This window comes from Pseudomonas pudica (assembly GCF_015680405.1).
GTDB classification, from domain to species: domain Bacteria; phylum Pseudomonadota; class Gammaproteobacteria; order Pseudomonadales; family Pseudomonadaceae; genus Aquipseudomonas; species Aquipseudomonas pudica.
In genome coordinates, this window is sequence record NZ_JADLJS010000008.1 from 91,682 (window position 1) to 106,606 (window position 14,925).

The 14,925-nt window shown below is 64.0% G+C and carries 2 protein-coding genes; both read right to left on the reverse strand.

All coding sequences use genetic code 11. From position 1 onward, the window contains the following. Positions 1 to 9 precede the first annotated feature (9 nt). Positions 10 to 13,080 (reverse strand): hemagglutinin repeat-containing protein, encoded by a 13,071-nt coding sequence (locus tag IRZ77_RS08810; protein WP_196173286.1) that lies wholly within the window; start codon positions 13,078 to 13,080, stop codon positions 10 to 12. 23 nt (positions 13,081 to 13,103) lie between these two features. Beyond that, entirely contained in the window at positions 13,104 to 14,834 is a 1,731-nt protein-coding gene (locus IRZ77_RS08815; protein ID WP_196173288.1) for a ShlB/FhaC/HecB family hemolysin secretion/activation protein, read from the reverse strand. Positions 14,835 to 14,925 lie beyond the last annotated feature (91 nt).

Here is a 14,925-nt window from a genome sequence, read left to right on the forward strand (position 1 = left end):
CTCCTTGTTTTATTTATTGACTGGGATAAATGTTTTGTAATGATCTGCAGTGTAGTACATCTCACCACCCTTCCCAACAACTATCCGCTGAGGCCCTGGCCCTGAAACACCTGGGGTAGGATGTACGTACTCTGTATAGTAGCCAGCAGGTTTTTGCGGCAAATCCCCGCCACGATTCTGAAATATAGACCCATCGTTTCGATGAGGGAACGAACCACCTGATTTTATCCGCTCTATGGTCGGGCCGAGATCAACAGTGCCTTGTAAAACATTTCCGGTCTTTTGATCAACGACCTTCACTCCATCAATAAAGCGGGTGGGGTCTTTTGCACCGCTGGTAGCTTTGCCTAGTATCACTACCGCCGCTAATTTTACTACATCATCCCGCGTAGCACCTTTATCGACAAGGCTAATAATCCCTGGCACATCCACCGGCGCCAAGGTCGAGCCGAGCAAGCCGTCCTGACGTGCCCGTTCATTGATTGCCTCTTCAGTTAACCCTTGCCGTCTCCATTCCGCAATCAGCTCACTCGCTCTGATCGCGTTCACATACGGATTCGCAACAACGCCCATTGGCGACCAATCGCTGCCCGACAGCGCGTAGACATCAAGGAAGCTCGCGTCCGCGTCGCTCTTCTGCGCGTCCACTACCCCCCTCATCATCGCAAGGGCGTAATCCGTTACCAGAAGGTCATATTCCGCTTTGCTCAGCCTGCCGCTCTGGTACAGCTCAACCAGCTTTTCCCCAGCCTGCTTCTCCTGCTGCCGGTACTCATCACGAATACCAACCTCGCAGCCGCCATTTCCACCACAGGCTTTATACCGCTCGTGCAACTCATCAATACTGCCAATACCGGCGGCCTTGAGCTTCTCATACAACGCACGGCTGGCGGCATCCAGCCGTTCAACGCCGTATTTGTTCGCCAGCAGGTTGTTTTCAACCGCGTTACGGCCCGCACCGGCACCCGCGACAGCCCCAGCGCTATTACCTTCCACCAGACCGCCCGAAAGCCCGGCCGCTAGCGTCGACAGCGCCGAAACGGTCTGTTTCTGCTCTTCACTGAGCGAGTTGCTGTCGCTGGTGCCATACAACTGCTGAGTGATCAGGCGGGCAACCAGTTCGCCGCCGGCCGCACCCGCTGCCCCGGCTGCCGCCGAGTTGCCCTGCGCTTGGGCGACAACGGCACCCAACACTGCGTGGGCCATGACGTTGAGTGCAGCATTGTCGCCAGTGGATTTCTTGATTACCTGCGCGAGGTATGGTGCCGATGCGCCTGCCAACGCAGAACCGATATCACCACCCGCCAACCCTTGCAGTGCCGCTGTCACGGCCTGGGTCACGCGCTGGTAATCACCACTGGTGCCGTACTTACCCATGATTCGCTGGTAAGCCTCGGTGGCGACCAGTTGTTCCTGGTAAGCCTTCACCGCCTCCTTGCTTGCCCCTTCACCCGGCGCCACGATGCCGTGTGCTTCAAGTTCCGCACGCGCCTCCTGGTCAGCCTTCAGCTGCCCTTGGGTGCGGACGATGTCCGATACCTGTGTGCCGATTTCGCCAATAAGCTGAACCTGCTGCAGGCGCCGCTGTTCCTTCTCCTTGTCGAAGATCGGGCTGATGCTGTCGTTGGCATGCTCGACGTCGTGACTGAGGCTGGTCACATCCTGCTGCTGCCGGCCCGGGTCTCGGATTTCCAGCGTGCCTTCGGAAATGGCCGAAGATGTGGTGCCGCTGGCGCTGCCGCTGTGGTTGTAGGCGATCAACGTGCCGCTTGGCATGTTGCTGGTGAAGGTGTCAGCACCACCGTTGCCACCGCTGATGCTGGCGCTGGCCAACTGGCTCTTGAACTCGGCCTTGTTGGCGATATCGCTCCAGCCCAGGGTGCCGGTGCTCAGGCGGTTCTTGTCGGCGTCGGCAGAACTGGCAATGACGCTGCCGTCAAGCTGGGTGTGCTTGCCCACATCGACCTGATAACCGCCCTTGCCGGCGAACAGACCGGTCTGCTCCTGCACGCTCTGGTAGTTGGAGTCGAGCTTGGTCTTGCTGACGCTGAGACTGCCGCTTGCCCCGCCCGCGCCGATGATGGTGACGCTCAACCCACCGCTGACATTTGCCTGTTTGGACTTGTAGTTGTCGGTGTCCTGCAGGCTTTGCAGCGTCAGGTCGCGCCCTACGTCGGCGGTGATTTTCGCGGCGTTGACCTGGGCCCCTTTGAGCGCCGTGTCCCGCCCGCTGAGCAGGGTCGCCTCATTGCCGGCGTCCAGTGTGGTTTCGGTCCAGGTCGTGCCGTTGCCTTTCTCGTTGCCGGCACCCTTGTTGGCATTGGCGAAGATGCTGAGACCGGCACCTTCGGAACCTACACCAATGCTGGCGCCGATGGCGCCGCCACTGCTGCTGTTCTTGCCATCGAGCTTTTGCGTATTGGCAGCAGCCTCAAGCTGGATGTCGCGTTCGGCGGACAACAGCAGGTCATTGCCGGCCTTGAGTTGACTGCCTTGTACCCGGATATCCCCGCCGCTGCCGGCCCCGTTGCCGGTGGCCACAATGCTCAGGTCGTTGCCACTGGTCAGGCTGCTGCCCTGGCTGACGGTTTGTTCCTGGGTCTGCCGCGAGCTCGACTTCTGCCCGCCCAGCGATAAGGCGATACCTACAAACTGGCCAGCATTATCCGCCGTCATGCCACCGCTCTGCTGGGCAGCCTGCCAGGCCTGAACACCGGTCAGCCCGGCCTTGATACCTTGGAGTGCAGAAAGCCGGCTGTCCTCTTCCCGGGTCGCTTGCTTGGTAGTCTGGTAAGCGGTGTCGATGGCACTGCCAACCGTACCGGACAGCGCCAGGGTCAAGCCGCTGCTCTTGCTCTTGGACGTCTGCTCGCTGGTGTTGTGGTTTTCAGCAGCAACGATCTCGACGTTCTGCCCGACCAGGGTGATGTCCTTGCCGGCGACAACCTCCGACCCCTTGATACCCAGGTCCTTGCCCGCCTCGATGGTGACATTGCCCAGCACGCTGCCAATGGTGCTGGCCCTGGCGTTCTCACTGGTGCTGGTCGAGGTTTTTTCCAGGCTGGTCGAGCCCAACGTGAAGCCGATGCCTCCACTGCTGAGCAGGCCCGATTTCTTCTTCGAGCTCGAGTGGCTTTGCTCGAACGTTTCGGTCGCGCTATCGATCTGCACGTTACGGCCCGCCAGCAGGCTGGTGTCGTTGGTCGACACGATGCTGCTGCCCGACACGCCGATATCCTGCCCGGCGCGAACGACCACCGTGTCACCACTGACCGACGAGCCCTGCTGAGTGATGGCCTTCGAACTGTCGATCCGGGTCTTCTGGCTGCTGGATAGCCCGGAGTGGCTGGTCTTGGTCTTGCGGTAGTAGCTGTAGTCGCTGTTCTCCTCAGCGACCAGCTGTACATCGCCACCGGCGTAAAGGTAGGCCTCATCGCCCGCCGTCACGCGGCTGGCGCTCAGGGCTAGGTCGTCGCCAGCCTTCAATGCCACATTGCCGCCAGCCACCACGGTGCTGCCCACCTGCTGGACATGGTCCTCCTGGCTGGTGACTTTCCGGGTCTTGCTCGCCGAGTGCTGCTCGTTGGCGGCCGCTGCCAGCTGCAGATCGCCCGTCGCCGCCATGGCCACATCCCGCTTGGCCTCGATCGCACTGGCCACCGCGCTGATATCGCGCCCGGCGCTGACGCTCAGGTCACGCCCGGCCTGCACGCTCGAGCCGTTCTGGGTCACGCTGCTGTCGGTGTGGCGCACGCCGCGGTCGTTTACCACCACTTGCTCGACCGAGGTCAGCTTCACATCGCGGCCGGCCTTCAGGCTGGTGTCGGCAGCGCTGCTGAGCACGCCGCCGTTGTTGCTCAGGTCGCGCCCGGCGTTGATCGCCAGGTTGTTCGCGGCTTCCACCCGGGCGGCGTTATCGACAAAGTCGCGCTGCTGGGCGTAGCTGCCGTTGCTGCTCTGGTGCGAAGTCAAAGTGCGTTCGTTGATCACGTCACGCACGGCGGCGAGGCTGACGTCGCGCCCGGCGATGATGCCGCCGGCCTTGTTCACCAGATCGTTGCCAGCCAGCAGGTCGAGGCGGTTGCCAGCCTCGACCAGGCCGCTGTTCACCATGTTGTTGCCGGCCTTGGCCGACAGGTTGTTGCTGGCGCGCAGGGTGCCGACGTTGTCAAGGTTCTGGCCGGCGATCAGGTTGACGTCGTTGCCGGCGATCAGAGCGCCGTTGGGGGCCAGACGGTTGTTGCCGTGCGCCAGATAAAGCACTGGCACCAGCACCTGCTCGCCATTCACCTCGGCGGTTTCCAGCCAGACGATGTCATGGGTCAGCGCCGCCACCTGTTCGGAGGTGAGGCTCACGCCCACTGCCAGGTTGAGCTGTTGCTTGCTCTGGATGGCATTGTCCATCAGGTACTTGAACAGCTGTTCGTCACTGTTCTGGCCATCGATAAAGCGTTGCCCGGTGCGGGCGACCACGGCCTGCTGGATCAGCTTCTGCTCGTAGAAGCCATCGCCCAGGCGCTTGGCACTTTCATCCGGGTCGTAGCCAAGGTTCGCCAGCAGGTAGTCGGAGCTCATGAACTGCTTGAGGTCGGTGAGCACCGGGTTGGTTTCGATCAGATACTTGTGCGGGTTACTGCGCACGCTGCTGTCGGGCAGGCCTTGCACGCGCTCGATGGTGAGCGGGCCTTGGCCGTTGAGCGTGGAGGCCTGGCTGATGCGGTCGTCCACCGCCGAGCGGCCGGGCAGCGCGGGGCTACCGGCGTTCCCGGGCAGGCTGGTGTCGACGGCGCTGGCACTACCGGCGACGTTCGCCTGGGTGCGGTCGGCCGTATTCAGCGTGGTGCTGCTGCCTGCCGCTTGGTCGGCACCGCGGATGCTGACCGTGCGCCCCTGGGCCAGCGGCAAGGGTTGCTGGCGCTGCGCGACGCTCAGGCTGGCGCCGCCCATGCTCCAGCTTTGCGGGCCGCTGGCGGTCGTGCTGCCGGCCTCGCTGCTCAGGCGGAACAAGCCGTTCTGCCCAGTGGGCAGGCTGAAGCCGGGCAGCGCCAGCGGGTTGACCTGTTGTTGGGCGAGGTCCGGCGGCAGCTGCTGGTTGAGTGTGATGCGGGTGGAGAACGCCGTACCGGGTGCGGTGGTATCGGTACGCGCGCCGCTACCGATGTAGGCGTAACCCGGGCGCACGACGCTGTTGTCGATGCCGTTGCCGGCGGTGATGTTCACCGCGCCATTGGCCTGCATGATGGCGGCATAGCTTTGGTCGCCTGCCGCCAGTTTGCGGGTGCTGCCAAGGCTCACCAGCTCCGCTTCGGTCATGCCGATGAACCTGGCCAGGTCAGCTTGCAAGCCACCCAGGTTGGCAGGGTCGTAACCAGCGCTCTCGTACCAGTACTTGCTGGTGATCGAGCTGGCCAGCTGGTACCAGGCCCCGGCGTTGCGGGTACGTTCGGAACGGAAGATGCGGGTGGTTTCGGTCTCGCCGGTTTCCACACCGCTGTTGGTCAGGTTGTCAACGCTGGCCACCAGGTTACCGGCAGCGGCGATGGTGCTGCTGCTGTTGAGCAGGTCGCCGCCCCGGATGGTCAGGTTGCCGCCGGTGGTGATGCTGGAGGCGGCACTGGCGTCGGTCACCTCGAACTTGTCACGCTGGACGATCTCCCAGACGTGGTTGCGCTTGCCGCCGCAGTCGCCGGCGTTGTAGCCCTCGATGCAGGCCACCTCGCCAACGCGGGCGGTGTAGAGGCCCTTGTTGTCGGTCTGCAGCACCGCCCGCACGTTCTGAATGGTGCTCGCTGCCAGGCTCATCGACAGGTCGCTCTGCAGCGAGCCGGAACGGTTCACGATGCTGTTGGCCAAGCCGCCCTGGCCATCCCGGTCGATGGTCAGGGCGCCCAGGCTGTAGACGTCGGCATAGCTGTTGGTCAGGCTGGCGACCCGCAGGCCCATATCCCTGCCGCTGAAAATCAGGCCCTGGTCGCTGTTGACCAGGGCGCTGGTGGTCACGCTCAGCGCTTCGCCGGCACCCAGCGTGCCTTGGTTGTTGACGCCGCCTGCCACGAGGGAAAGGCCGGTAGCAGACGTCAGGCGGCCGGCATTGTTCAACTGCCCGACTACCGAGAGGCTGGTGGTGCCACCGCTGGCGATGCTGCCGGTGTTGCTCAGGTTGACCTGTGCGGCGCTCAGGCCAAGGTCGCCACGGCTGCTGAGGCGGCCGTTGCCGGCGTAGGTGCCAGCCAGATCGAGGCTGAGGCTGCCGTCACTGGCGATCAGGCCGTCGTTGCTCCAGTCGCTGCCGCTGCCGACCAGCGCTTCGCTGGCCAGCAACTGGCCGTTGGCGGTCTGGCTGAAGTTGCCGACATTGAGCGTCAGGCGCCCGGCCTGGATAACGTTGCTGTTGCTCCAGCTGCCAGCGTTGAGGGTGAGGCCGCCCCGGGTGACGATACTACCGCCGGCGCCCGTGACATTGGCTGTGCTGATGTCGAAATTGCCGCTGCCCACGTGCAGCAGGCTGCCGCCAGCGTTGAGGAAACTGCCGACGCCGAGGCTGAGGTCGCTGTTGGCGGTTTCCAGAATGCCGTTGCGGTTGTCGAACGGGCCGCCGATCTGCAGGCGGGTAGCGCCGCTTGTGCCCAAGGCACGCAACTGGCCGGTCTGGTTGTCGAGGCTGGCCGCCTTGATGGCCAGGGTACTGTCGCTTTCAATGATGCCCAGGCGGTTGTTCAGCGCACCGCTGAGGCCTAGGTCGATGCGTTGGCCGGCGATTTGGCCATCGTTGTCGCCGCTGTTGTCGAAGTTGCCACCTGTGACCTTGACCAGCCCTTGGGCATAAAGGCCGCCGTTGCGGTTATCGAAATCGGCGGTGCTGACCAAGGCATCGCCAGCTTGTGCAGCAATTCGCCCGCCATAGTTGTCGATGCCACCCAGTACCTTGAGGTCGAGGGCCTGGGCCTGCGTGACGCCACCCTGGCGGTTGTTGTTCAGGTCATAACCGTTGTTCAGCACACCGCGCAGGTCGGCGACCAACTTGCCTTGCAGGCTGGAAAGCACGCCGCCACGGTTGTCCAGGTTGCCGGCCGTGACGTCGAGGTTGCCAGCGTCGGCCAGAATACGGCCACTCTGGTTGTCGACATCACCGGTCACCAGTTGCAAGGCACCCTGGCTCTGCAAAGTGCCCTTGGTGTTGCCAAAGCTGGCGGCACGCACATCGGCGCCGCCGTTCTGGCTGTAGATCAGGCCGTCGGCGCTGTTGAGCAGCTGGCCGTCAACGGCCAGGGTCAGTTGCTGGCTAGCCGCCACGGTACCGCGATTGCGGTTGTCCAGGCTGCTGGCGAACAGGCTCAGCAGGCCCTGACTGGCGATCTGGCCACCCTGGTTGTCGATTTGCGTGGCATTGTCGATGCGCAGGGGGCCGGCGCTTGCAAGCTTGCCGTTGTTGTTGGCAAGGGTGCCGAGCAGCTTGAGGGTGACGACCGCATTGCCAATCAGGCTGCCGGCGCTGTTGTCCAGGCTACCGGCATTCACATCGAGTGCCTGACGGGCGCTGATGCTGCCGGCGCCGTTGCCCAGCGCCATGGCGTTGAGGGCCAGCGCCGCGCCGCTGTCGATCAGGCCACCCTGGCCGTTGTTCAGCAGCCCGCTGATGGTCAGGCGCTGCGCGCCGCCACTGGACAGGATGCCGGCACCACTGTTGTCGAGGTTCGCCGCTGCCACGTTCAGGGTTTGCTGGCTGACCAGCGCACCACCAGCGCTGTTCTGCAGGTCGCCGCTGACTGCGGCGTCCAACGCGCCATCGCGGCTGGACAGGGTGCCCTGGTTGCGGTTGTCGAGGCTGCCCAGATTTACGCCCAGGCCCCGCCAGCCCGAGACCAGTCCACCCTGGTTCAGCAGGCGCTGGGCGGTGACATTCAGCTGGCCGCTGCTGATCAGCTTGCCAGCGCTGTTGTCCAGGGCACGGCCGGCCAGGGCAAGGTCCTGCCGCGAGGAAATTTCACCGCCGCGGTTGCTCAGGTCGCGCAGGCGGTCGAGGGCCAGCGGGCCATCGGTGGTGATCAGGCCACCATCGTTGTTCAGGTCGCCAGTGGCACTGCCGAAATCGATGCGAATGGCGTTGCCCAACAGCGAGCCTGCCTGGTTGTCGACAGCGCGGGCTGCAATGTCCAGCAGGCCAGCGGCGTTGATCAGGCCTTGCTGGCTGTTGTTCAGGCTGTCGGCCAACTGCAGGTCGAGGCCACCACGGCTGGTCAGCGTGCCACCGGTATTGTCCAGGCTTGCAGCACGGGCATGCAGGGTTTCGGCAGCGACCAGGCCTTTGATGTTGTGCAAGGCCTGGGCGATGCGCAGGTTCAGCGCCTGATTGCTCAGCACCTTGCCGCTGCTGTTGTCCAGGCTGCGAGCAGCCAGGGTGAAGGCCTGGGCCGAGGAGATCTCGCCGCCCTGGTTGTTCACCCCATCGAGGTTCTTCAGTACCAGCATCGGGGCGTTGATCAGCCCGTGGCGGTTATCCAGCTGGCCATGGTTGAGGTCCAGGGTCAATGCGCTGTTGCTGAACAGCTGTCCACCTTGCTGGTCAAGGCCGCTGGCGTTGACCAACAGGGCGTCGTCGCTGGCAATTCGGCCGCCATCGCGGTTGCTCAGCTGGCCGGTGATCAGGCCCAGGCTGGCGCCGCTTTCGATCCGGCCTTTGCGGCTGTTGTCGAGACTGCCGGCGTCGATGCTGGCCGGTCCCTTGGCGCTGATGGTTCCCTGGTCGGTGTTGGTGACCTGGCCCGCGCTCAGTTGCAGCGCTGCATCGGTGACCAATTCCCCGCCCTGGTTGAGGACGTTGCCGGTGTGCTTGAGGGTCATCGCCCCCGCGCTGGAAACACTGCCGCCGCGGTTGTCGAGTGCGTTGCTCGCCAGGCCCAAGCTACCTTCGGCACTGATCAGGCCCTGACGGTTGTCGAGTGTGCCTTGTAGCGTGGCATCGATGGCGTGCTGGCTGAGCAGCAGGCCGCCGACGTTGTCCAGGCTGTTACCGGTCAAGCCCAGGCCGGCCTTGCCCGAGAGCATGCCTTTGCTACGGTTGATCACCTCGGCGACGGCGACTTGCAGCTTGCCGTCGGCCAGCACCTTGCCGCCGTCACTGTTGTCCAGGCGGGTACCGCCGAGGATGACGTCCGCCTTGCTCGACAGCTCCCCGGCGCGGTTGTCTACCGCCGCCACCTGCAAGTCCAGGCCCTGGCTCGAACCGATCAGGCCACCCTGGCGGTTGTCGAGCTGGTCACCGGACAGTTTCAGGTACCCAGAGGCAACCAGCACACCGGCCTGGTTATCGAGGGTGCCAATTCGCGCTTGCAACTCGCCCGCAGCGGAAACCTGCCCCTGCTGGTTCAGCAGGCTGCCGGCCTGCATGTGCAGGCGATCATCTGCGATCAGCGTACCACCCTGATTGCGCAGTTCGCCGTCGACGGCCAGGTCCAGGCCGTCGCGGCTGCTGATCAGGCCCAGGTTGTTGTCCAGGCTGGCGCTGCGCAGGTCCAGGCCATTGGCCGCTACCAGGCCCTTGAGGTTGTTAAGTGCCTGGTCGATGCGCAGGGTCAGGCCTTGCTGGCCGATCAGCCGGCCGTTGCTGTTGTCCAGGCTGCGTGCTGCCAGGGTGAATGCTTGGGCACTGGAGATTTCGCCTTGCTGGTTATCCACCTTGGCAAGGTTGTTAAGCACCAGCAGCGGCGCGTTGATCAGCCCCTGTCGGTTGCGCAGCTGGCCGTGGTTCAGGTCGAGGGTCAGCGCAGTTTTGCTGAACAGTTGGCCACCGTCCTGAGCGAGGCCGGTGACGCTGGCGACCAGCGCCTTTTCACTGGCGATGCGGCTGCCCTGGCCGTTATTGAGCTGGCCGGCCTCAAGGTCGAGGCGGTCGCCACTGACCAGTTGCGCGCCCTCGCCGTTGTCGAAGGTGCCGGTAGCGACCTTGGCCGCGCCTTTGCTGCTGAGCAAGCCGGCCTGGCCGTTGTCGAGGCTTTGGCTGGTCAGCGCCAGACCGGCGTCGGTAGTGATCGAGCCGTTGCGGTTGAGCAGCGTGCCGGCGCTGGTCAGCGAAAGGCCGGCAGCGCTGGAGAGCTTGCCGCTGCTGTTGTCCAGCTTGCCGACGGTAACGCCCAGGCGCCCTTCGGCACTGATCAGTCCCTGCTGGTTGGTTAACCCGCCAACCAGGCCAACGTCAAGGTCGCCACCACTGACCAGACGCCCTTGGCCGTTGTCCAGCTGCTGGCCGCTTAGGGTCAGCGGCCCGGTGGCCGACAGCAGGCCCAGGTTGCGGTTGAGCACCTCGGTCATCTGCAGTTGCAGGGCGCTGCCGGCCAGGACCTTGCCGCTGTCGCTGTTGTCCAGGCGGGTGCCTTGCATGGCTAACGCCTTGGTGGTGGAGATTTCCCCGCCCCGGTTGTCGATTTCGGCAACATTCAGCCGTAACGCGCTGGTGCCACCGATCAAGCCTTTGGCGCGGTTGTCCAGGTAGCTGCCGGCCAGCAACAGGTCGCCCTGGGCAACCAGCTCGCCACCTTGGTTGATCATTTGCCCGAACTGGGCCAGCAGTGTGCGCTGGCTGGAAATACGACCGCCGCTATTGTCCAGGCTGCCGGCTTGCAGGCGCACCGGCCCGGCGGCGCTTAGCAGGCCACCACGGTTGTCCAGTTGCAAACCCTTGTAGCTGAGTGCGGCCAGGCTGTTCAGCAGCCCTTGCTGGCGGTTGTCCAGTTGCTCGACATTCAGGCTCGCCTGCTGGCCGGCGCGCAGTTTGCCGCCACGGTTGTCGAGTTTGGCCGCGCGCAGGTCGATGTTGCCTTTGGCGCTGATCTCGCCTTGCTGGTTGTCCAGCAAGCGGGTGACCTCGGCGCTCAGGCCCGCGTCGCTGACCAGGTTGCCGGCCTCGCGGTTGTCCAGGCTGGCGGCATGCAGGTGGACGCCCCCGGCCGATCCGAGCAGGCCTCGGCGATTGTCCAGGGCGTCGCCCAGCGCTACCTGCAAGGCCGCATCGCCGGTGACCTGGCCACCGCGGTTGTCGAGGCTGCCACCTTTGAGGGTGGTGGTACCGACGCTGGAAATCTCGCCTGACTGGTTGTTGCTGTTACCGGTCACTTGCAGCGCCAGGTCGGCACGGCTGGTCAGGGTGCCCGCATGGTTATCCAGGCTGGCGGCACGCACATTGATGCCGTTAGCGGAAACCAGCCCGCCGTCGTTGTTCAGTGCCTGGTCCAGATGCAGGCTCAGGTTCTGGTTGCCGAGCAGCTTGCCAAGGCTGTTGTCGAGACTGCGCGCCACCAGCGCAAACGCTTGGGCGCTGGAGATTTCGCCCTTGTGGTTATCCACCGTGTAGAGGTTGTTCAGGGTCAGGCGTGGCGCATTGATCAGGCCACCCTGATTGTTCAGGTGGCCTTTGTTCAGGTTCAGGCTCAGCTCGCTGACGCTGGTCAGGCTGCCGCCGTTGTGCTGGTCGAGGCCCGTGACACTGGCGCTTAGTGCCTGGTTGCTGGCAATGCGCCCGCTGTCGCTATTGTTTACCTGGCCAGCGTTGAGGTTCAGGGTCTGCAGACTGGTCAGCTGGCCACCACGGTTATCCACCGCGCCGCTGGCTGTCAGAGCCAGGTGCTGGCCCGCGCGCACGCTACCGGCGGCGTTGTCCAGCTGGCCAACCTTGGCGTTCACGCTGGCGCCGTCGATCAGCCCGCCTTGGGCATTGTTCAGGCGTGAGGCTGTGAGGTCCGCCTGGCCGCTGCTGAGCAGCCTGCCGGCGTTGCGATTGTCGAGGGTATCGGCGCTTGCGCTGAGGCGAGACCGGGCGCCGAGCGTACCGCCCTGGTTGTTCAGGCTTTGCTGCGCCGTGACGCTCAGATCGCGGCTGGCCACCACGGTGTTGCCATGGTTATCGATGTGCCTGGCGTTCAGGCGTGCGTCGCCGGTGGTGTTGCGGCTGTTGTCGGCGTTGACGCCCGCTTCGATGATGCCTTGGTTGCTCAGCCGCCCAGCGCTGTCCAGACTGATGCGTTGCCCGGCAGCGAGCGACTGGCGATTGTTCAGGTCGCCCTGGGTGCGCACTTTCAGTTCGTTGCCGGCATATACCCCGCCCTGGGCATCGAGCTGGCTGGCCGTGATCGCCACCGAGCCCTTGGCTGCGGTGGCCTCGGCCATGCGCAGCTGGCCGTTGGCGTCGAGTTGGATATCGCCGCCGCTGGCAATCAGCTTGCCGTCGAGCTTCACCCCCACGCCGGCTTCGGTACCTACCAGCTTGATGGTGTTGGCGTACATGCCGCCCAGTGCCGAGGAATCGATGGCCAACTGCGGCGCCTGGGCCGAGTCGGCGGCACGTGCGGTGGCGGCCAGGCTCTGCGCATCGACGTCGTTGCTGCCGGCGACCACCGCCAACTGGCGGGCCTGGATCTGGGCGTTGATTTTGGCGCTGCGGGTGATGATCTCGAACTGGTCGATGTTGCTGGCATTGAGCCCGGCGCCTTCGATGGCGACAGTGCCTTGCTCCACCTGATAGCGCTGCAGTTGCCCATTTTCGACTACTGGCTTGCCGGTCGTCAGCGTGGCCCTGGGCGTATTGATGAAACCGCAACCGTTGCAGGTTACGCCATAGGGGTTGGCGACGATGACATGCGCCGACTGCCCGGCCACCTCGGTGTAACCCTTGAGCTGGCTCGGATTACCACCATTGACCTCGTTGAGGATGGTGCTGGCCGCACGGCCGCCCAGGTTGCTGTTGCCGAGAACGATGCCGCCCAGCTGGGTGGCCTGGGTGCGGCCAGTGGCGTTGTTGAGGATTACGCCTTGCTGGCCGACGTTGTAGTCACTGAACTTGTTGTGCGACAGCCCGGCGCCGCTGGGTGCAGCGATATTGACGATGGGCACGCCGTTGCCTGCCTGGCCGAGGCTGGTGCCACTGCCGTTGACCACGATGCCGTCGGCCATGGCCACCAGCGGCTGCCAGAACATCATGTTGGCCAGCATGAAAGCCAGCCCACGCTTGGACAGGCCCCAGAAGGTGCGGCGTGTTTGCAGGGCAGCCGAAGGCTGACGGGCCAGGAAGGCGAATTGACGAACGTCCATGTCGGTACTCGGGAAAAGCGCTGTTAAAGGAAGATGTCCAGGCGGAAATAAACCGGTGCCTCGCGTGCTTCGATTGCGGCGGGCCGCTCGAGGGAGTGGGCAAAGGTCACGCTGGCGGACAGGTGCTTGCCGCGAGCGAACAGCTCGACCGCATCGCTGGACAGCCGGCCACTTTGCCCGCTGTTGTAGCGATCATGGCGAATCGCGCCGACGTCGTAGGCCAGCCCCAGGCCGTATTCGGCCAGCACGGGTTGCAGCCAGTCCCAGGCCACCGGCCGGCTCCAGCGCACATCGTTGCGCCAGTAATAGCCACTGTCTCCGTTCAGGCTCTGGTCCTTGTAGCCACGGATCGAGGACTGGCTGCCCAGGCTCATGCGTTGCGAGCTGAACAGCAGGTCTTCACTGCGCTGGCCAGTGACCAGGCTGCTGAACACCAGCGACTCACCCCACAGCTTGAACGGCTGGAGGTAGCTGACCGTAGCGGTGTACTTGCGGTACCGAGCGTTGGGCAGGCGCTTGCCGGTGCTGCTGCGCTGGTCTTCGCCCTGGGCATCGAAGGCACCGATGCCGTTCTGCATGCCCAGGTCGATGTTGACGAACGCATTGCCGACCCGCCGCCCGTGGTTGATGCCGAACTGCGCTTCACTCAAGCGGTTGCTGCTGGTGTCCAGCTTGCTGTCTTCGATGAAGTTGTTGGTGCGCAAGTAGCTCAGGCCGGTGTTGAGCGAAGTCTTGCTCATTGCATCGCGGTGTATCACCCGTTCCAGCCGCAGCTGGTGGTTCTGGCTGTCACCGTCCTGCTTGAAATTGAAGCCTGAAGCCTCGCCCAGCGAACGGTACTCGCTCTGGCTGTAGCTGTAGCTGAGGTTCCACCAGCCGAATGGCAGGTTGTAGTAGAGCATGGCGCTGCGCGAGGTCTTCTGGTGGTCGCTGATGGCATCGTGGCTGCCACGCAAAACCAGTTGGTCGGCCAGGCCAAACGGGCTGTCCCATTCCAGGCTGCTGCCCCATTGCTGCTCGCCGGTGCTGCGCTGGCCATCGTTGCTTCGCGACAGGCCCACGCGCCATGGCTTTTGTGGGGCGTTGCGCACCACCACTTCGCTGCCGCCCACCGCCTTGCCCGGGGTCAGTTCCATTTGTGCCTGGTTCGATGGCAGGCGGTTGAGCTGATCGACCATCTGTTCGATCTGGCGCAGGTTCAGCAGCTCGCCGGTGCCGCCCGGAAAGCTCATGGCCAGCTCACGAGGGGAAAGCTTGCTGCCTTCTGCCGGCTTCAGGCCTTCGAGACGGCCCTCCACCACGATGACCTTCAGGCGGCCGTTGGACAGGTCCTGCTGGGGCAGGTAGGCACGGCTGGTGACCAGGCCTTTCTGAATATAAAGATCGGTAACGCTCTTGAGCAGCGCGTTCAGCTGCGTGACGCCCAGGCACTGGCCAAGATAGGGTTTGAGCAGGCGCTCGCGTTCCGACGTGGAGAGCGCATCAGCACCCTCCAGCACGATATCGCTGATCGGAAAACAGCGGCTGTCATCGGGTTCGACCGGCGCGACCGGCTCGGCGCCCCGGCCAGGTAGCTCCTGCAACTGTTCCAGACGCCGCTGCTGCTCTTCAAGCAGGCGGTTCTGACGGTCACGAATCAGCTCCTGGTCGCCGGGCGTACCCATCGGCGCAGCGGAGGCAACATTTGCCAAAGTGGCAAGAAACGCGCATGCAAGCCAGCCCATGCCGCGCTGAACCAGGGAGGGGAAAAACATGTTCGATCCTTCGAAATAGAGCGGTAGAGCGAAAAGCCGACGAGTTTATTCGGGCATTCCCATGGCATCAATAAGCCATCGACGCACGGTA